This is a genomic window from Cellulophaga baltica (assembly GCF_018861125.1).
Lineage (GTDB): Bacteria > Bacteroidota > Bacteroidia > Flavobacteriales > Flavobacteriaceae > Cellulophaga > Cellulophaga baltica_A.
The window spans coordinates 657,885-680,542 of record NZ_JAHKQN010000013.1; the positions used below are offsets into that span (position 1 = coordinate 657,885).

Genomic DNA, 22,658 nt, shown 5'->3' on the forward strand with positions numbered 1-22,658 from the left:
GTAGGTTACGATTTAGTTTATCTATATAATGTGAAATTTCCAACAAATTCTCTTTCATCACTCTCTCCTCTAAGTTTAATTACATACCAGTAATCACCTGTAGGAAGTTCTGAATTTTGGTAAATACCATTCCATCCTTTATCATTTTCTCCCATTCGATATAGCTCTCTACCATAACGATCGAAAATAATTGTTAGTATATTTGGGAAGCCTTCTGTGTTCTCTGGTGTCCAAAATTCATTGTTTCCATCGCCATCAGGTGTAAAGAAATTAGGAATTTCGATATCTATGAATTCCATTTCAATAGAACTTATAGCTTCACAACCATTTTCATCAACTACTGTAACTGTATAAGTACCAGATCTGTTAATGTAAATTGTATTGTCATTACCATTACTAACACCATTAAAATAATAGATGTATTCTTCTTTACCACCATCGGCTATTGCTGTAATTTCATTGATATTATTATTTTGTAATTCTAGCGTAAGTGTTTCAAAATCTTCAATAGTGAATGGTATAAGTTCTACACAACCATTTAATGATGTAATTAAAGTATGCTCACCAGGTGCTATGTTTGTAAAATTAGGTTCTAATCTTGCATCAGATGAATTTTCATCATCTAATTGATAGATTACCATACCATCAACTGATGCATCTTCTAAAACAACGTTTAATGAATTATTAGGTGTATCTCCAGTACATTCATAAATTGGTGTAACTGTTGCTTTAATATTTACACCTGAATCAATAGTAATTTCAATTTCAGTTTCACAACCCAAATCGTCAATTACATAAATTGTATGAATACCTGATGCAAAACCTGAATATGTTACTTGATCTAGTACATAACTTGTATTTTCTAATCGTGTGCTATATGGAGCAACACCACCAGTAATTTCTAAATCAACTATTCCATCTTCTTCACCTAAACAAGTTTCACCAGTTGTGATAGCATCAATATTAATTTCTGTAGATGCTTCAATAATATACTCAGTTTGAATAAAGCAACCATTCATATCTTGTGCAATTACAGTATATATACCAGGCTCTAAATCTGTAAATGAATTTTCATCATCAAATTGTGCAAGGTTAGGTGAAATTGCATATTGATAATTACCAGATCCACCACTTAATGAAACTGTGATATAGCCATTATCATCACCAGCACAAATTACGGCTGAATAATCATCAGTATATGCTAATGGTGTTGGTTCTATAATTTCAATTACCGTAGTTATTTCTTCACAATCTTCACTAATTATTCTAATATAATATTCACCAGCTGAAAGATTATTAAAGGTACCATTGGTATTCGTTTCTAAAGGAGTTGTACTAGTTGCACTATCTAGTAATTCATATTCATAATTACCTAAACCGCCGGCAGCTCTAATACTTATAATTGCTGTATTATCTCCATTACAATTAATTGTTGCAGCAGAAGTGTCAATATCATATGTTATTGGTGGTACTTCGTCAACCACTATTTCATTTGATAATGTAGATATACAATTAAAAGAATCTTGAACATAATATCTATAAGTACCTGCACCAGAATTACCTGAAGGAAGTGAATTAAATTCATGTTCATTTCCATTATTAAAAGCGAAGAAATTAGTACCATCAATACTATAACTATATGGCGCTGTACCTCCATTTGCAGTTAATAATAATTCTACATCATTAACACATGAAATATCTTGTGTTAAAGTCAATGAACCAAAAACATCAACAGGATCTGAGATAGTAGCAATTGGAGTTTCACCAAAACAGCTAACATCATCAGAAACAGTAATACTATATTTACCAGAGAATAAACCAGTAAATGTATCAGAACTTTGTGCTACTGATGTTGTTATTATTGTTGTACCAGAAGCATCATAAGTATTTAATTGATATTTTAAAGTACCTAATCCACCAGATGTAACTGTTGCGGTTACAAAACCAGTATTATCACCATAACATTCTAATTGTATATCAGCAGATATAGTTGCTGTGATAGGTGTTGGTTCAATTAATTCTATTGAATAATCTGTATTCATACATCCTAGAGCATCGGTAATTGTAACATTGTAATCACCAGCACTTAAATCTTGGAATAAGTATGCACTTACATCAGCTTCTGTTTGTGTGAATGTTGCCGATGTTATTGTAATAGTATACGGAGCTTCACCACCAGTAGGGTCAACTAAAATACTTCCTTTATTATTATCACAAGTAACATTAGATTGTTCACTAACAGTTGCAGTTATTTCAAATTCAGGAGCATTAATAATTACTACATTAGAAGCATCTGTACAGAATGTGCTTGTTGTATCAGTTTCAGTAATTTCTACATAATAACCACCACCTTCTAAATTATCTATAATTAAAGGCGTATTTGTATTTCCTGTTTGTAATGTTCCTATTGCTGTACCATCCGCAGAATATAATTGATAATTATATCCGCCAGTATATCCGTCAATAGTTACATTAAAGCTACCCGCATCAATACCATCATTTAAACATTCTTCATCAGTAATTTTTGTTGCAGTAACTTCAATTTCTTTAGGATCTTTTACTTCATGTATTGTAGTAACAAAACATCCTGTATCATTATTTGTAACAGTTACTATATAATTTCCTATTCCTAAACCAGTAAATGCTTGAGAATTTATACTAGAATTGAATGTTTGATTATACCCATTTGTACTCGTAACTGTATATGTTAAATTTGGTGTTGCAGTAACAGGATTAATAGTAATTCCTACAATAATATCTTCATCATCAGCATTACAAGTAACCGTATTAACAATACTCACCGTAGGATCAGATATTGCTACAAAAGGATCAATTGTAGTTGTTGTGAAATTTGTACAACCCATATCGTCGTAAACAGTAATGGTATAATTTCCACCTGATAAATTTGTTTCAGTGTATGTTGTATTAGCACCATCTTGAACAACTGTTGAGGTTGTCGTATTTTCAAATACATAACGTACATAATTTCCAGAACCACCAGTTGCCAATCCTGTAACATCAATAGTTGCATAATTAGTAGTATTTGCCGTAGTACAATTGTATTGAGTTACGGTTGGTGTTGCTACTGTTAATGCACTTGTTGGTTGCGAGATAGTTTGGGTAATAGTATTAGTACAATCATTACTTCCAGTTACTGTAATAACATATCCAGTACCAGTTGTATTTTCGAGATTTTCAAAAACAGCACTAGTATTTGTTGCACTAGTAGGTGCAATATTTACTGTAGTACCATCTTTATCAGTAATTTCAAAAGTATAAGGATCAATACCATTATCTGTTACACTTACAGCAATAGTTCCGTTATTATCACCAAAACAAGTTACATTAGTAAATGCATCAATAGTTGGAGTTGGTAGTAAAACAGCAGGCGCTAAAGTTTTATTAATAGAGAACGAACATGTACCATCAGTAATTGTAAATGAATATTCACCATCAAGAGTTAAGTTTGTAAAAATTCCATCCGTATTCGGAGTAAGTGGATTTCCACTAGGATCAGTACCTGTATAGCTATAGGTACCAGAACCACCAGTTTGTGAAATTGTAATTTCACCACCAGGAGTAGCAGTACAATCAATAGTTTTTACAGTAGTTGCTAAAGGAACTATTTCTTCATATAAATCAATAGTATTAGTAGTTGTACCAGTACAACCCCACTGATCTGTAATAACTACTTGATATTGCCCTTCACCTAAATCGCTAAAAGTATCGTTAGTTTGAATAGCTCTTAAGTCTACAAAGTTAGAACCATCAAAACGTTGTAGTTGGTAACTGTAGTTAGCACCTTGCCCACCTGTTTGATTAATCACTTGTAATTCGCCTTTAAAGTTGGTACAATTTTCATTGTTTAATTGAAGATCAGCAGTAATAGGAGTTGGATTAACTAAAGTAATATCAGTTAATCGTAAAGCACACCCTCTACTATCAATCACCCAAATTTCATAGGTACCTGCAACTAAGTTTTCAAACTTAGGCGTAGCCACATAATTAGAAGCATCGTTAGAATCAGGATTAGGTGTTGTACTTACATAGTAAGAATAATCACCCCAGCCACCAGTTACATTGACAATTTCAATAGTTCCATTATCGGTGGGATTACAAGTAATATCCGTTACAATAGAAGTACCAGCTGCTAAAGCATTCTCAGGTTCTGCAATGCTAAACGGTTCTTGATTATCACAAGTAGGCACACCATCTTGGGTAAAAGTTACATAGTATTCACCAGCTATTAAACCAGTAGCAGTAAAATCAGCAGAAGTACCAATAATACTAGTAGTAGTACTATCACTATTAAATACTTCCCAAGAATAAGTACCAGTATAAGTAACATCATTCACATTGAAAGTAGCAGTACCAGTAGCAGAACCTTTACAAATAACATCAGTAGTTACTGGAGTATCTACTGTAAAAGTATTAGGATCAGTAATATTTATAGATGTGAATAATTCACAATTAGTATCTATATGTCTGACTAAGAAGTTATGAGTACCAACACCTAAATTAGGGAATATATTAGATGTTTGCCAAGATGCACCATTATCATTACTATATTCAAATTTGGTAGTATCATTATTTGTAGAAGTTACTGAAATAGTTACTTCTCCATCATTACCAGGAGTACAAGTTATTGCACTTGTAATACTAGAATCTATTGTTAATAACTCATCAAAAGCATCAATTGTTGCTGTAGCAGTACCAATACAACCATTGTCATCGTAAACAGATATTGTATAATTTCCACCATTTCTATCTGTCTCGATATATTCAATATTCGTACCATCTTGAACAATTGTTGAGGTAGTTGTATTTTCAAATACATAGCGTGTAAATGTACCTGAACCACCACTTACTGTATTTACAGTAATACTAGCATTGTTATCAGTATTCGTATCAGGAATACAAGTAAATTGTACAACATCAACTAAAGGATCAATTGATATGCTTATTGCAGTTGGTTCATTAATTATTATTGATGAACTGTCAGTACTACAATTATTTGTTGCATCAGCAGTTACTGTTACAATATATCCATCAGTTGTTGTGGTTGGTGCAAGATTAGTAAATGTAGCTGAAGTATTTGTTGTTGTGGTTGGAGCTATACTTGTTGCTGTACCATCTAAAGATGTAATTTCAAAAGTATATGGACCCGTACCATTATCTAAAGCTGTTACCGTTATAGTTCCATCATCATCACCAATACAAGTAATTGGTGTAGAATTTGTTGTATCTATAATAGGTTCAACAGCATCTTCAACATCTATTGTAAATACTCTTGAGCATTCAGGACCAGTAGTATCGTTATCATAAACAGTTACTGTATAAGTTTCAACAACTGTTACACTAGCTACAAAAGGGTTCGTAGTTAATGCTGTTCTTGATACTACAGTACCTAACGTATTCGTAATTTCATAATCATAATTACCAGAACCATTGATTGCTTCAATTGTAATTTCAGCAGTACCAGGAGTACAATCCATTAATTTTGTAAGCTGAACATTAGCTTCTAATACAGGATGTATTATTGCTGTATCCGTTGCAGTACATCCATTACTATCTTTTATTGAAACAGTATAAGTACCATCAGTTAAATTTGTAAATAAACCGCCATTATCAAGATATGTTACACCACCATCAATAGAATATAAAATTTCAGTAGCTGTACTTGTTGCATTAATAGTTAATGAATTAGGGTTTGCACAATTATTAATTTCAATACTATCTATTGTAGGGTTAGGAGTTAATGTCATTATAACATCTCCCAAATCCTTAGAGCAACTATATTGATCTTGAATTGTTACATTATAACTTCCTGCTGGTGAATTAGCTGGAATTTCTATTGGATTATCAGTAGTTCCTGTTATAGTTAAAAAAGGTAAAGGTCCGGCAACTGTATAACTATAATTACCGCCACCACCATTAATATTTTGTATTTCTATAAGTCCTGGTGTAGCACAAGAAATATCTTCAATTTTATTTAAATCTGCAGTTATTTCTTCTAACTCTTCTAATAATAGATTTTCTGATGCAGATACACAACTATCTACTCCACTATCTCTTTCAGTTACTTCAATAAAATATTCTCCTTCACCTAAACCAGAAACTGTTACTGATTGTGGAGAAGAAAATGCCACATTACCTCCACTATTAGTTACAGATACAGGTGTACCAGTAGACATATTATATACTTCATATCTATATTCTGTACCAAAAGGAGCTTCATTATCAGTAATAGTATATGTAATACTACCATTAGTCATACCAAAACAAGCTGGTATTGAAGTTGATGTAATTTCTAATGGTAACGTAATTAAATCATTTACATTAATATCACTTTGACGAATACATCCGTTAGCATCTCTTACAAAAAATACATATGTTCTTCCAGGTACTAAACCTGTAAATGTATGAGGATCTGATAATCCTTTAGCAGGTGTTGTCCAAGGATTACTAGGTGTAGTTGCATCAAAGTTAACAGGATCATCTGTATAAGTATATTGATAAGGAGCTGTACCTTCATTACCTTGTACACTTACTTGTAGTTCATTACAATTGACAATAATAGCTGCAATTGTAATATCCAAATTATCTAATGGATATTTAATAATATACCTAGGTAAATCTAATCGACATAATGTATTACCAGAGGCATCTACCGTTCTTATAGAAGGATCTACAGCATCACCTGAAGTTAAAGTATATGCTGGAGCATCAAAAACATCAGAAGTTTGCCATGTAGCACCACCATCATGACTAAACTCTAATGTTCCATTTAAAGTTGTAGTATAATTTATAAATGTAAACCCTGTTGCAGGATCACAATCATCTGTTAAGTTAGATTCAATATCTGTTACTAGTTCATCAGGATTATTAATGGTTACAGGAGTAGTTTGAATAGTACAACCACTAGCATCAGTTACATTAATTGTATAATTACCAGGAGATAAATTGAAAAATGTTTTTGTATTATTTATAACATTTGTTGCTGTTTCATCTGAAGCTCCTCCGTTATCTAAATCAATAATTTCATACGTATATGGAGCAATACCTGAACTTACGTTAATATCAATAGTTCCAGTACCATCATAACATTCAGGATCTGTAGGTATTGCAGTATACGTTAATGTTGTTGCAGGATCTACTGTAACTGTATCTGTATATTCACAATGTGGATCTATTGCATTATTATCCCAAACATATACATCATAATCTCCAGAATTTAAAGCATCAACTGTATAAGAATTAGAACTAATAAAATCTATACTAGTAACTGTTGTTCCAGTTGTTACAAAAGCATACATCAAATTACCATCTCCACCAGTTGCATTAACAGTGATATTTCCATCATCACATGAACTAACGTGAGTAACATCTATTGTTGCATTTATTGTAGAATTTATCACTACCGTTTCTTGTACTGCTTCACAGCCAAAACCATCTTTTACATCAATAGTATATGAACCGCTTGCTAAGCCTGTAAAAGTATACGTTGTTGCTGTAGAAGTATTTGGAGTTATCCAAGGATTACCATTAATACTAAATTGGAAATTTCCATTACCAGGTATTGAAGTAACATCTACTTGTATTGTACCATCATTTTCACCAGAATAACATGCAGTTGGTGTAGCAGTAAAAGTTGGTACTTGTGGTACATCAACTGTTATAGGTGCATCAATAGGATCTTCACAATTATTACTATCTCTAGCAACCACAATATAATCACCAGCAGTAAGATTAGTAAATACAGTATTATCACCATTAGATATAAAATCATAAGTACCAATAATGTTACCTGAAGCATCTTCAAGTTGGTATTCATAAGTTGGTGTACCTCCAGAAGCACTAGCAGTAATAGTTGCACCAGTATTAGAACAAGTAAATTCTGTTGTTTTAATTGCACTAGCAATAAGCTCAGTTGGTTCAGTTATATCTTCGGTTAATATAACAGCACATATTGTAGGGTTATCAATATCTCTAACTGTAATTGAATAATTTTGAGCAGTAAGACCAGTTACCGTTTCAGAAGTTGTGAATGGACCAAAGAAATTTGTCCCATCTAAAGAATATTCATAACCATTACTTCCAAAATTTGAAGCGTTTATTGTAAATCCACCGTTACTATCTCCAAAACAAGTAACATTTATTGGGTTAGTAATAGAAGCTGTAAATTCTTTTCCAGCTTCGACATTTACAGTAATACTAGTTGTACACTCACTACCATAATTTACTTCAATAGTATGGGTACCTGTAGCAATATCATTAAATATATTAGCATCAGTTCCGGTTTGTGGAGTTCCACCATCTATTGCATAGGTATAAGAAGCATCAAAAGGAGTAATTGTAATATTACCTGTACCATCACAATTGTAAGTAATAGTATCTTCTAAAGTTGGAACTGTTGGTAAAGGATCAATAATAACATCAGTTAGTGTAGTTACACAACTAGTTGCATTTGCATCTCTAACTTGGATAGTATAAGTACCATCTGTTAATCCTGTAAAAATTGTACCCCCAGTAGTTGAAGTAGTCCAAGAACCACCATTAATATTATATTGATAATTACCAGAACCACCAGTTGTAGCGGTTACACTACCTACAGTAATTTCAGCTTCGCCACTAGGTAAACAAGTATAGTCTCTAGTTTGTATGGCTTCAGCAACAATTTCATTAGGTTCACTTACTGTAATAGTTTTTGTTTCAGTACAGCCATCAGCATCTTGAACAAGAATATCATAATCACCAGCAGATAAATTAGAAAAAGTCGCATTAGTATCTAAAGTTCCACCATCAATACTGTATGAATATGGTACATTACCACCAGTAATATCAACAGAAATGGTACCATTAGTATCACCAAAACAAGTTACATCAGTTACCGTTTCAGTAATCACTAAAGGATCATTTTTAGTAATAGTAATGGTATTAGTAGCTTCACAATAATCAGAAACACCAGCTGCATCTCTCACATATACATCATAATCACCAGTAATAGAGATAGCAACAGGATTAGTAGTTGAGAAATCTGAATCAGTAACAGTTGTTCCATCAGTAACAATAGCATATACATAATTACCATCACCACCAGTAGTTGTAAAAGTAACATCAGTAGTAGTAGCACATGAAGTAATAGCACTAGCATTAGCAGTTACACTTAAACTAGGATTAATAGTTATAGTTTGAGGACCAGCCTCACATCCAAATTGATCTTTAACATTGATAATATAATCACCAGAAGCTAAATTATCAAAAGTATACGTTGAAGCGGTAGTAGGATTAGGTGCTTCATAGGCTCCGTTATTAATACTAAATAATAGGCCACCGTTACCACCAGTAACAGTTACCAAAATTTCAGCATCACTAGCACCTGCATAACAAGAACTAGGAGAAGCTGTAAAAGTTATTGCTTCAGGATCTTCAACTGTAATAGGTAAATCAATAGGATCTTCACAATTGCTAGAATCTCTGGCAATTACAATATAATCCCCAGTAGGAAGGTCAATAAAAGTTGTATTAGTTCCATTAGATGCAAAATCATAAGAACCAATTATGTTCCCTAAAGTATCTTCAAGTTGATATTCATAAGTAGGTAAACCACCTGTAGCACTAGCGGTAATAGTTGCACCAGTATTATCACAAGTAAATTCTGTAGTTATTGAAGCACTTGCAAGAACAGCAGTAGGTTCTGTAATATCTCTTATAATTTGTGAAATACAAGTTTGTTCATTAACTCTTCTAATATCAATAGTTTGTGTACCTGCACCTAAAATTGCAGGTGTAGTTACTGGAGAAATTGTAGAAGTATAAGATGTTACCCAATTATCATTTGAATATTCAAAACCTGTTGCAGGATCAAAATTAAAAACTTCAAAAGTTATTGTACCATCAGTATCACCATTACAAGTAACATTTGTAGATGATATAAAGTTGGTTCTAAATTCTTGATCTTCCTCAACAATAACAGTGGTTTCAACGGATAATGGACAAACTTCTGGAATTTGATAAATTTCAATGTCATCTAAAGCAAAATCATTTCCATTATTTCCTACTTTTTCAGAACGAATAATAAATTCTAATTCTGTGTTATTCCCAGGATTTAAATCTACACTAAAACTTTCCCATTGTTCTGTTTTTGGTATATCTCCAGTTCTAATTGATTGAACAACTGTACCTGTAGTTGTTGCAATTTCTATAGTTAAATCTGGATCTAAAATTGTACTTGAACTATTTACAAGATTAAATATGAATAATGATATGTTTATATCTTGATTAGGAATAACATCATTAATTTCTTTAGAATAAATTACTTGTCCTGGTGAAGGTGTACCAACATTTATTACTAAATATCTACCATTGGTATCAGTACCATTACTGGTATGATCATCAGGGTTTAACCAAGTACCAAAAGGTGCAACTATGCTATTTGTTACAGAATATTCAAAATCATTTATATTTCTATCAGAATCACCAGGAGCATCCGTAGTTTGATCTTCGTAAGTATATCCTATAGTATTGTTACTTGATGTTGTTGTACCACTACCAAAATCTTCTACCAATAATTGACTTGGCGTTGGTGGTGTTTGAGACGAATAATTTGTTGTTATATTATAAGTACCTGGTGCAATATTGCTAAATATATTAGAGCTTTCATCAGGACTATTTAATACACCATCTAATTCATAAGTATAATCATAAGTGTCAATATCTGAATTAACAGTAATGTTTCCTGTACCATCACAATTGTAATCAACATCAGTTGTAATTGTTGGTTCTACGGGAAAATCTTCAACAAAAACATCAATAGCAAATTCACACCCTAAGGCATCTTTTACAACTAAGGTGTTGTAATTACCTGGAGGAAGTATCGCTGTGCTAGAAGTACCAAATGTACTACCGCCATCAAAACTATAAGTATATGGTGATTGTCCACCTATTACGTTTGTAAATCTAACTTCTGCTCCTGCAGGATCACAAGTTACGTCTCTAGAAACACCTGCAGAAGCAGATAAAGTTTCTGGTTCATCAATAGTATATTCTAATGTTTCTGAACATCCAGAGCTATCTAAAACAGATATATAGTAGGTATCTGGCTCTAAGTTTAAAAATGTATTATTGTCTTGGTAACTAGCTCCATTGTCAATACTATATTCATATGGAGCAACACCGTTTGATGTATTTATTACAATACTAGCATCTGAACTACTATTACATGTTATTGGTGTAGATGCAGTTGCATCTATTGAAATAGTCATGGTACCATTATCTTCTAATGTAACACTGTTAGATGCTATAAAACAGTTATTAGCATCAACAACCACAAATTCGTAAATACCATCTTCACCAGCATAATATTCGTCTACATCATCAAAATCTGTATCTCTATAACCAAATTCAAAAATAGGATCTGCAGTATATGCTGATGCAGGAATATCATCAATAGATGTGTAGAAATCTGTACCATCTTTACTCCATATTGCATATGAATATTCAGGATCAGGAAAACCACCTGTAGCAGTTAATTCTATAGTACCAGCTGTACAACCAATATGTGATAATACGGCTGCAGTAAGTTTAATATCATCAACCTCACCAACTGTAATATTTTGTGTGCTTTCACAACCATCTTGTGTTGTTACTACTACAATATAATCATCAGCATTTAAATTGTAAAAAGTATGATCATTACTTGTTTCAGCGGTAACAATGTTTACTCTGGTACCAGTACCATATGAGTTTGTTGTTCCGTCATCAAAACGAAGATCATAAGTATAATTAGCTCTTACATTTAATACTTGAATATTTATAGAACCACCTTCATTACAATTTGCTTCGGTTGTTTCTATATCTACCTGAAACTCTCTATCTCTAATACCAATTTCATCACTTGAAAACTCACAAGAATTTTCAATTGGGTCTCCATTGCTATCTAATTGACGAATATCAATTTGGTAATTACCTGCATTGGCAATATCAAAACTTGGTCCTTGTCCAGCACTAAATGGAACCTCAGCACTATCTGTATCTAAATTGTATAATTGAAAGCCATACCCAGAACCCAAATTTGTTACTGTTATATTACCATCAGTATCACAAAAAATATCATTTTGAGATGTAATTATTTCCAAATCATTTTTAAAAGCACTGAAATAGAAACGGCTTGAACATCCATCTTCATAATTAATAACTAAACGATATTTACCAGAACCTGTAAGTGTATATGCATTTCCTGTTTGAATGGTTGAATAACATGAATTACTTTTATTAGGACAAGCAGCATCTGTTGAAGAACAAGAAGCTTCATCTAATTTTTGCCATTCAATACTATCTGCGTCTGGTATATTTACTTCTAATAGTTCCGTATCATTTGAACCACATAAAAATATTTCTACAGTTGATTCACCATCAATGGAACACCTTAAAATTTCACCTTGGATATCATTTGTTAGGTCTGAATCACTATTTTGGTCGTTAAAATAGTCAATAATTGGACTGGTTTGCGTAGTACCAAATAATTTGACTGTTATAATTTCTTGGAAACCTTTACAAGGATCAGCTACTATTTTGTCAACAATATAGGTTCCCGTTTGATCTACAAGAAAAGTACTTAAATCATTATCAGAATTGCCATCATCTAAAACAGTATCTGTGCCTAAATCGATAAGTCCGTTTTCATTTACATCTAAATACCAGATATAATCATCAAAATTCTCACCTGCTTCTAATAAAACATCATCACCACAAAGCAATACTTCTCTTGAAAAATCACAATCAGATAAATCGTCTAATAAAAAGTTTGTTGCTCCTGGAGTAACAAAACCACATGAATCAAAATCAGTAACACTAGGATCTTCAGTTATTACGTTATCATTTTCTACACCTTGATACGTTGAATAAGCTACATTTTCAATTTGATCAGAACATGCATCAATAAAATCAAAACAATTTTCAGCAACCTTTACTTCCATACGAATACTTTCAACAGGCGCACCTTCTGTTATATATTCATCAGGTATTGTGAAAATTATAGTTCTTGTTGCTTCATCAAAAGTATAAGTTACACCATCAGGTAGATTACCATCTACGGCTAAACTAGCTTCATTTAAAGTAACATTTAAGGGTAAAATATCTTTTATTGTATAGTTTGTAGCATCATCATTACCAATATTTTCAAAAGATAATATGTATTTTAAATTATCGCCTAAATTTACACCAGCACCTGTTAAGTCCTCTGTTTCAGCTAGATCTGTAACTTTTTTTTCTAAAACTATTTCTGGCTCAATTATTTCAATATTGAAAGAGTTAAAGAATGGATAATATTGATCTCCACTTGATGTAAACCTAAAGGTAGCTTCAGTTGCATCATTATCAATAATTGAGTTTGCAGTATTATTTAATAGAAATATATCAGTATCATAACCTAACGTATTAATACTATTAGGAGTTCTGCCTGTAGTCACAGTCCCATTATAAGATATATTACTATTGAAAAAGTTATTTGTTGGGTTTGCACCATTATTTACTGTAACAAAAGGATCCGAATTTTTTTCTCTAATTTGAAGTTGATCGCCCGATATGTTGTAATCTCCTTCTAATACAGCAGCACCTAAATTTGCATTAACTTGACCTGAAGGAATGGTTAAAAAACCACTATAATTAATATCAACGTTTGGATTTGTACTATTTACTCTAGCAAAACCATCATAAGTTGTTATTAATTTACCACTTAAAGTAGGGTTTTCATAAACAATCACAATTGTCCAACCTGCTGCAGCTCCTCCTGAAAGATCACCTAGGGCTGCCCTTACGTTTGCAATAGTGTATTCACCTGTTGGATCATCTAATGCCGTTAACTGGCTTGTAACGTCTGCATAACAAGCATATGGACTGTTTGTTTTATTATCATTATCTGCTGCGGTAAAACCATCATATAAAATTTCATCTGCCGTAATATCAACATAAGAACCACCAGGTACTTTTAATTTTACTTGGTTAAAATCTGTTTGTCTATTAGTACCTACTGCATCTGATGCAAGTTCACTTGGGTAAGTTGCTGACCAATATAAGGCTGCATATCTTATTTGGTTACAATCTATTTCAGGAAAATCTAACGTTGCACTACTTGAACTAAATGTTGATAAATCATTATCAACATCAATATACTGCATATCTTTGCTGTCGTTATAGTTATTAGCACCTCCAGTCTCATCATCATTATAATCAGATGGTGTTCGTCCTCTAGTTATTATAACAGCTTGATTGTCGTATGGGTCTTCGGGTTCTGTAGTTGTTGTGCCGCCATCACGATTAAGAATATTGTTGGCTATAAATATTAAATCACCTTTGATATTGTTCTGATACCTATAATTTTCTCCTGAGTCATATGTTCTAGTAAATGGAGTATATTCTTGCCCATAACTGCTATATGTTAAACCTATAATCAATAATAGGAATAAGATAAATGTTGGTTTTTTTGAAAATAAATTTTTCATTTATTGGTATAGAGTTTAATACTCGTAGTTAAATTGGCTTTTTCATTTTCATTTTTTGCGTAATGAGAATGAATAACAAATATGATTTTAAAACACTAGGTTTAGAATTTAATGTTGTGGTTTAGTTTGTTTATGTTGTGAAAGTCTTTTTATCTATGGTTTCTGTTTTAAAGAACCAAGGCTCATTTTACTTAAATTCAGATTTTGAAAGTTGCATTTAATCTGTACATAATTTGTAATCAAGTGTATATATTTAGTTTTTGAGCACTAAAAAAAGCCTATAAATAAGTATTATTTATAGGCTTTTTTTAAATTGTGTGAGGCTTTATTTTATTAGGTTATTTGACCTGGTGTTACTTTCATAATCCACATTCTTTGATCATATGCATTATTAATTTTTGAGTAATATGATATTAATGCATTATTCCAGTCTCCATGTTTTTTTAAGTAAACATATCTGTAATTATTTTCAGGATTTATAAAATAACTAGCATTTAATCCTTGAGAATTTAACAGTTTTACAAAGTTGTTAGCGTTTCTTGCACTTGCAAATACATTGGCAATTATATAGTAACCATTACCTATACCTCTCAAATTATAATTTTTTATAACAGGTTGACTAGATGATGCAACGTTGTCTTTTGTAATAGTATTTGTTTTTAATCTATCTGTATTATATTTTGATGATTTTTCTTTAATTTTAACTGAATTACTGGCATAAGCAGTATCTGAATAAGTAGAGTTATCAACATTCATGATCCACATTGCAGCATCATAATTATCATCCATTCTAGATTCGTAAGAACTTAAAGCATCTTCCCATGAATCACTACGCTTTAAATACACATACTTTAAACCATTATTTTTATTTTCAAAATAATCAGCTTCAATTCCGTTTTCTTCTAATTCATTAATAAAGTTGTTCATGTAGTGCTCATTTTTATACACATTTGCTACTACATAATATCCTTCATTTACACCATCAAGATTTTTAAATTTTCTAGTTTTTACATTGCTATTTTTAGCAATTTTAGTAAAAGCATCTACCTTTTTTTCTGGTTGTACTGTATTTTCTCTTGTGTCAATTGATTGCTTATTACTAATAGTTTTCTTTGGATCTTCTAGAAGATCTTTTACAGTAGTTTTTTCAGTATGAGTAGTATTTGATACTAATTGTGAGTCATTTTGATCATCATAGTTTACACTGTTATATACTGGTTTATTTGTTTTATCTTCATTAGAAGCAGCATTTTTTACAATAGGTTTTTCAGTATCAGAAGTATTTGATACTAATTGTGAGCCATTTTGATCGTTATAGTTTACGCCGTTATATACTGGTTTATTTGTTTTAACTTCATTAGAAGTAGCATTTTTTACGTTGTTGTTTAATGGATTATTTGACACTAGCTCAGTACCATCGTCATCTTTTAAGTTATTTAGTAAATACATTTGTTTAGCACGTTCTTCTAAATCAGGGTTTTCACCATTTGTTTCTCTTCGAACCATTCGCATAACCATATCAAAACGTTGTTCTAAATCTCTATTTCTACTAGCTTCAATAGAATCTTGTCTATACATCATCTCTGCAACAATTTCATTGTTTTCAGCTAATGCATTTTTAAGATTTTCAATTTCAATATCTTTTTCAGTTATAGGTTCAGGCTCTTCAAATAAATCACTATTATCAGCTAACTCTTCTGTATCTTCAAGCATTACCCTATCTTCAGTTAAGTTAGGTGTAATAGAATATGCAAATGAGATTTCATGAGTTACACCAAAATTATCGAAACTATTACTTAAGCCTTTTTCCATTGTATATCCTATAGATATTCTTTTATTTAAGTTAATTCCTAAACCTGCTGCCGCACCATAGTATGAATCATAACCCCCTTGTACCCAACCAAGTTTAGGTAAATCTAATATTAGACTACCACCAAGAATTATATCATCATCTAAGCTTTCATATTTAGCTCCTGCTTTTCTTACTCTTAATAATGGCATTAATCTACCACCATCTAAAATACTATTAGTGCTACTAGCATCAAGTTCATGTGTATATTGTAAATGAGCAGCATATGTTTTATCACCAAATTCCGTTATTGATTCGCTAGTTTTTAAGTTATAGTCAAATAAATTTTCAGCAAATACACCAAAATCAAATTTGCCGTATGATAGGTTAAAACCTGGTTGAAATGATATTAAATTACTGTCTTGTAGGCCACTTAATAATGGATCATCAGCATCTACTGTTGTACTTCTACTTTCATCAAAACCACTTCTGTAATAAGAGAAATTGGCACCAAAAGTAAAATTGCTTTTATCACTCAACTTTAATCCATACGCATAATTTGCAAGTACACCATAGTTGCTAAGTGTACCTAATTGTTGTGAATAAATACTTAAACCTAAACCAGTCCTATCATTCATACGCCCACTATAACTTAAAAAATAAGTTTGGTTATTATCATCAAACGTTGCTGACTGGTTTCTATGTAAGAGATTTATATAAGACTTATCTTCCCTTACTGTTGAAAACGTAGGGTTAATTAAAAATCTATTAAACTTCAACAAGTTTTGAGAAGCAACATCGTATGTAATATACGGGTTTGTACTGTCATCTTGAGCACTCATTTTTGTGAGTGCTAAGATGCATAATAGTAGGTATAGATATTTTGGTTTAAACATTTTGATTAGGTGTGATTTGGGGTTTGGGTTATTTTATAACGGTAATAGTCCCCTGTTTTATTATATCTGACCCTTCATTTATTTTATAATAGAATATCATATTCTGTGATGGGAAAGACGTAGAAGACTCTGGCCAATTGTTTTGATAATTATTAGTGTTTATTATTACTTGTCCGTTTTCATTATATATAGTAACAGTAATATCTTCTTGGTTTGAGTATGAATTTGGTATAACCCATAAGTCATTAATTCCATCTCCATTTACTGTTATAACGTTTGGTATTTTAAATGTGTCTTTATAACTAACCGTAATTTCTTTTATAACAGCACAATCGTCAATATAAGCAGTTAAAAAGTACGTTCCTTCTTCTGTAAAAGTTGCTGATGTTGAAGCACTTATAATATTATTATCACTATCTCTCCATTGGTATGCAGTACCACCACTTGCTGTAATAGTCTTGGTACTACCTTCAATAATTACAACGTTTAGTGCATCATCTAAAGTAATTAAAGATTCATCTAATGCCTCTATTGTAACTTCATTTGATAGTATAGGGCAACCATCTTTAATTAAAACTAATTGGTATACTCCTGTTTCTGTTATAGATAATTCTGTAGTACTTATTCCTAAATCTGAACCATCTTTGTACCAAGTATATGTTTCGCTACTTAAGTCTGTTGTTGTGCTTATTGTAATAGCTTCAGAAGAATTACATGCAATTAAGCTTGAAGCCTCAATTTCAACCAATAAGTTGTTTTTTAATACTACATCTAAGCTATTTGAAATAGCGCTAAAGCTTTCAATTGATGCATCAAGAGTATAACTACCATTCTCTGAATTATCAGCTAAACTGATGCTTGATCCTGTAGAACCACTGATATCAGTATTATCTTTTTTCCATTGGTATGTTAAATTGTCCATTAAATCAGTAGTTACATCTGTTTCTGATCCATCTTCTGCAATGGCATATATGTTTGATACACCTAATAAAACCGATGTGTTTATACAATCTTCATATGAATTTGTATAATCAATTACTATTTCAAAAGATACTGGTGCAACTACGCTTGTTTTTTCTGAATTTTGACTTGTTGTACATGCACCTGTCTCTGTTAATTCAACATAATATTCACCTTCTTCACTTATTGCTAAAGAACTAGATGTTTCACCTGTTATTGCTATGTCATCTTTGTACCATTGGTATGTTGGTGATGTTGCTGTTGTTGTAACACTTAATATTTCTGTATTTCCTGGTAGAATTACCATTTCTAATTCATTAACAACAGTAACTGTGAATTCTCCTGTTTTGCTTATTGTTAAAGCTGGTGTCGTTTCTGTACATACGCCATCACCATCAACTTTTACTGTATAATCACCAGAAAAGTCTGCAGTATTGGTATCTATAGTATAAGCATAAGCTCCTTGTGTTCTTGCCTCAACTTCTACATCATCTTTATACCAAGTATAATACAAATCAGCTTCAGCAATAGTTGCCTCTAGTGGATCTGCTGTTTCACCTTCACAAAAAGTTGTAGTAGTTGGTTCATTTATTGTTACACCAAGTGCTGTTCCTGTTTCTACGGTAATCATATTTGAAAGTGTACCTGCTGATCCAGAACATGTTAATCCATAATCTATTTCAGCAGTATAACTACCGGCTTCTGAAACTGTTATTGAATAACTAGTTTCAGATAATATTGTTGAACTTCTTCTCCATATATACTGGTAAGTGTCTGCATCTGGTACATTATCTACTTCTATTACTGCACTATTTCCATCACAAATTGATATGGTACCATCTCCTATTGTTCCACTACCATCTTCGGTAATGCTTATGGGATTTTTATAATCTATATAATACATTTCAAAAGCATCCGTTTCTGGGCTATATAACTCAGGGTTGGTACTTTTTACTCTTAATTTGTAGTTATCACCACGTGTAGTTATTGGAATGGCAAATTCTATATCAAAATCTGTAGTACTGTTTTTATCAGTAACTGTAGCTAAGGTAGTTGGTGAATTAAAATTACCATCAGCATCAGATAATTCTAGTATAAATGAGTTGTCACTATCAACGCTTGGTGTTGGTGACCACGTAAAATTCACAAAATATTCATTAAATGTTGATGATGCACAAATAGCTGTCCAAGGATCGCCACCGCTACCGAAGTTGGGGTTTGCTATTGGTTCTGGTTGGTTTAAAGTTTGACCAACCATACCTATACTTATCATTATAAATGACAGTAATAGTAGTGTTTTTTTTGAAAATGTAGTAGGTTTTTTCATTTTGCTTAAGCTTTAGTTTTCATTGGGTTCTTACTAGTATTAAATACTTAATTACACGTTGTTGCATTTCATCGATTAAAAAACGCATAATGTCCATATCTATCAGAACTACAGTTCTTAATATCAAATATGAAACTTATTTTAGCCTTTATGCATTTAATGTTGTAGGTCATATTAAATATGTTGTGAAAGCCAATTTTTCTAATGTGAATATTTTTTTGACTAGTGCTATAACTGCAATTTTCCTACCTTTGTATCACAAATAAAAAGTAATGAGTGAAGCAGAAAAGTCTCTAAATTTTATAGAGCATATAATAGAGGATGATTTGTCTTCTGGTTTTCCAAAAGATAAATTGAGATTTCGTTTTCCGCCAGAACCAAATGGGTATTTACATATTGGACATGCCAGCTCAATATGTTTAAATTTTGGACTTGGTTTACGTTATAATTCTCCTGTTAATCTTCGTTTTGATGATACAAATCCTGCAAAAGAAGAACAAGAATATGTTGATGCTATTAAGCGTGATGTAGACTGGTTAGGTTTTTCTTGGGATTCAGAAGTTTATGCATCTGATTATTTTCAACAGTTATATGATTGGGCTGTAAAATTAATAAAAGATGGAAAAGCTTACGTTGATAGTCAATCTGCTGAGCAAATTGCTGAACAAAAAGGTACACCTACTGAAGATGGACAAAATAGCCCGTTTAGAGATAGATCTATTGAAGAAAACTTAACACTTTTTTCAGATATGAAAGAAGGTAAATTTAAAGAAGGTGAGCACGTTTTACGTGCTAAAATAGACATGACTTCTAGTAATATGTTAATGCGTGATCCTTTAATGTATCGTATTTTACATAAAGCACATCATAGAACTAATACCGATTGGTGTATTTACCCAATGTATGATTGGACACACGGTGAGAGTGACTACTTGGAACAAGTTTCACACTCATTTTGTACACTTGAATTTGCTATGCATAGAGAACTTTATGATTGGTTTTTAGATCAAGTAGTTGTTAAGACCAAAGTAAGACCAAAACAACGAGAATTTGCTCGTAGAAATTTTAGTCATACTGTTGTAAGTAAACGTAAATTATTACAACTTGTTGAAGAAGATGTTGTTACAGGTTGGGACGATCCTCGTATGCCAACCATTTCTGGTTTACGTAGAAAGGGTTATACAGCTACTGCAATTCGTAATTTTGCCAATACTATTGGTATTGCTAAACGTGAAAATGTAGTTGATGTATCTCTTTTAGAATTTTCTATCCGCGAAGATTTAAATAAAATTGCACCTCGTGTAATGGCTGTATTAAATCCTATAAAATTAGTCATTACTAATTATCCTGATGGAGAAGAAGAATGGTTAGATGCAGAAAATAACCCTGGTGATGAAACTGCAGGATACCGTACGGTACCTTTTTCTAGAGAACTTTATATTGAAAAAGAAGATTTTAGAGAACAAGCAAATAAAAAGTTTTTCAGACTTAAATTAGGTGGTGAAGTTCGTTTAAAAAACGGTTACATTGTTAAAGCTGAATCTTGTACAAAAGATGAAGATGGTAATATTACAGAAATTCAATGTACTTATGACCCAAAAAGTAAAAGTGGTAGTGGTACCGAAGAAAGTTTGCGTAAAGTAAAAGGTACCTTACACTGGGTTTCTATAAAACATGCAATACCATCTGAAGTTCGTTTGTACGATCGTTTGTTTAATGACGAAACACCTGATCATCATAAAGACAAAGATTTTATGGAATTTGTTAATCCAGATTCTTTAAAGGTCATTACTGGTTTTGTTGAACCAAGTTTGAAAACTGCAAAAGTTGAAGATATTTTTCAATTTCAAAGAATTGGATATTTTAACATAGATAAAGATTCTTCTGCAGATAATTTAGTTTTTAATAAAACTGTTGGTTTAAGAGATACATGGGCAAAATTACAGCAAAAATAGCATTATAAAATAAATTGATTAATTTAAATTAATCAATTTATTTTAGCTATTAAAAACGACTTTTTTTAAGTATTATTTGACATAGAAATAATTTTACTTAATATGATTGTAATGCTAAATGGTTAAAAGTTTACTAGAAGGCCTTATTTTAAGTTTTTAACCTAATCTATATATTTTTATAAATAAATATTATTGAAATTTAAAAGCCAATCAATAAATCTAATTGAATTTATTGATTGGCTTTTTTTGTTTAAAATTTACTATTCTTTATCTATCTGTTTAGGTTTTTGTTTTTTCATACTTTCACCTATCATGTTACTAGCTGTAAATGAAGCAACCATATTATTTAACATATCACTACCTGTTTGTGGTGAGTTTGGTAGTAAAATTAAATTACTGTTTGTCTCTTCACCAATAGATTGTAAAGTATCATAATGTTGAGTAACTACTATTAGAGCAGATGCTTCTTGAGAATTTATTCCAACTTTATTTAATACTTCTACAGATTCTTCTAAACCTCTAGCAATTTCTCTACGTTGATCAGCAATACCTTGACCTTGTAATCTTTTTGATTCTGCTTCTGCTTTTGCTTTTTCAACAATTAAAATACGTGCAGCATCACCTTCAAATTGTGCTGCAATTTTCTCTCTTTCTGAAGCATTAATGCGATTCATAGCTTCTTTTACCTGTGCATCAGGATCAATATCAGTAACTAAGGTTTTGATAATATCATATCCGTAATCAAGCATTGCATCTTGTAATTCCCCTTTTACAGCAATGGCAATATCGTCCTTTTTAACAAATACATCATCCAATTTCATTTTAGGAACTTCAGCACGAACAACATCAAATACATATGAAGTAATTTGATCATGTGGATATTCTAATTTGTAAAAAGCCTCATATACTTTACTTTTAATTACTACGTATTGTACTGATACTTTAAGTTTTACAAATACATCATCTAACGTTTTTGTTTCTATTATTACATCTAATTGTTGAATTTTAAGTCCTACACGTGATACAATTCTATCTACAATCGGAATTTTCATTTGTAAGCCCGATGTTCTAACGCTATTAAATTTTCCAAATCTTTCTATTATTGCAGCAGTTTGCTGTTTTACAGTAAAAAAAGAAGAAAATAAAATTACTAATCCGAAAAAAATAAGTGGTATTAATAAGTATCCCATAGTTTTAAATTTATTGGTTTATAATTATATGTATTAAAAT

General features: G+C 31.6%; 5 protein-coding genes. 1 reads left to right on the plus strand and 4 read right to left on the minus strand.

The window, feature by feature from the left end; all coding sequences use genetic code 11:
- Window positions 1-17 precede the first annotated feature (17 nt).
- From KO500_RS05620 to KO500_RS05630, 3 genes are all read right to left on the minus strand, one after another.
- Window positions 18-14,501 carry a T9SS type B sorting domain-containing protein gene (locus KO500_RS05620; protein WP_215955519.1) on the minus strand — a complete coding sequence of 4,828 codons (14,484 nt, stop codon included), beginning with the start codon at window positions 14,499-14,501 and terminating at the stop codon, window positions 18-20.
- 333 nt (window positions 14,502-14,834) lie between these two features.
- Window positions 14,835-17,186: a PorP/SprF family type IX secretion system membrane protein gene (locus KO500_RS05625; RefSeq protein ID WP_215955520.1), complete on the minus strand. Its 2,352-nt coding sequence runs from the start codon at window positions 17,184-17,186 to the stop codon at window positions 14,835-14,837.
- Between the two features lie 28 nt (window positions 17,187-17,214).
- Entirely contained in the window at window positions 17,215-19,473 is a 2,259-nt protein-coding gene (locus tag KO500_RS05630; protein ID WP_215955521.1) for a gliding motility-associated C-terminal domain-containing protein, read from the minus strand.
- Between the two features lie 272 nt (window positions 19,474-19,745).
- On the opposite strand from KO500_RS05630, the gene KO500_RS05635 reads away from it, so the two are divergent.
- The gene (locus tag KO500_RS05635) at window positions 19,746-21,428 is read left to right on the plus strand and encodes a glutamine--tRNA ligase/YqeY domain fusion protein (RefSeq protein ID WP_215955522.1); all 1,683 of its coding nucleotides are present in this window, start codon (window positions 19,746-19,748) and stop codon (window positions 21,426-21,428) included.
- A 260-nt stretch (window positions 21,429-21,688) separates the two neighbouring features.
- Here KO500_RS05635 and KO500_RS05640 read toward each other — a convergent pair whose 3' ends face one another.
- Window positions 21,689-22,618 (minus strand): SPFH domain-containing protein, encoded by a 930-nt coding sequence (locus tag KO500_RS05640; protein ID WP_215955523.1) that lies wholly within the window; start codon window positions 22,616-22,618, stop codon window positions 21,689-21,691.
- Window positions 22,619-22,658 lie beyond the last annotated feature (40 nt).

Bases quoted from the DNA above. Each gene is read 5' to 3' on its own strand.
- KO500_RS05620 (WP_215955519.1), bottom strand. From the start codon at position 14,501: ATGAAAAATTTATTTTCAAAAAAACCAACATTTATCTTATTCCTATTA.
- KO500_RS05625 (WP_215955520.1), bottom strand. From the start codon at position 17,186: ATGTTTAAACCAAAATATCTATACCTACTATTATGCATCTTAGCACTC.
- KO500_RS05630 (WP_215955521.1), bottom strand. From the start codon at position 19,473: ATGAAAAAACCTACTACATTTTCAAAAAAAACACTACTATTACTGTCA.
- KO500_RS05635 (WP_215955522.1), top strand. From the start codon at position 19,746: ATGAGTGAAGCAGAAAAGTCTCTAAATTTTATAGAGCATATAATAGAG.
- KO500_RS05640 (WP_215955523.1), bottom strand. From the start codon at position 22,618: ATGGGATACTTATTAATACCACTTATTTTTTTCGGATTAGTAATTTTA.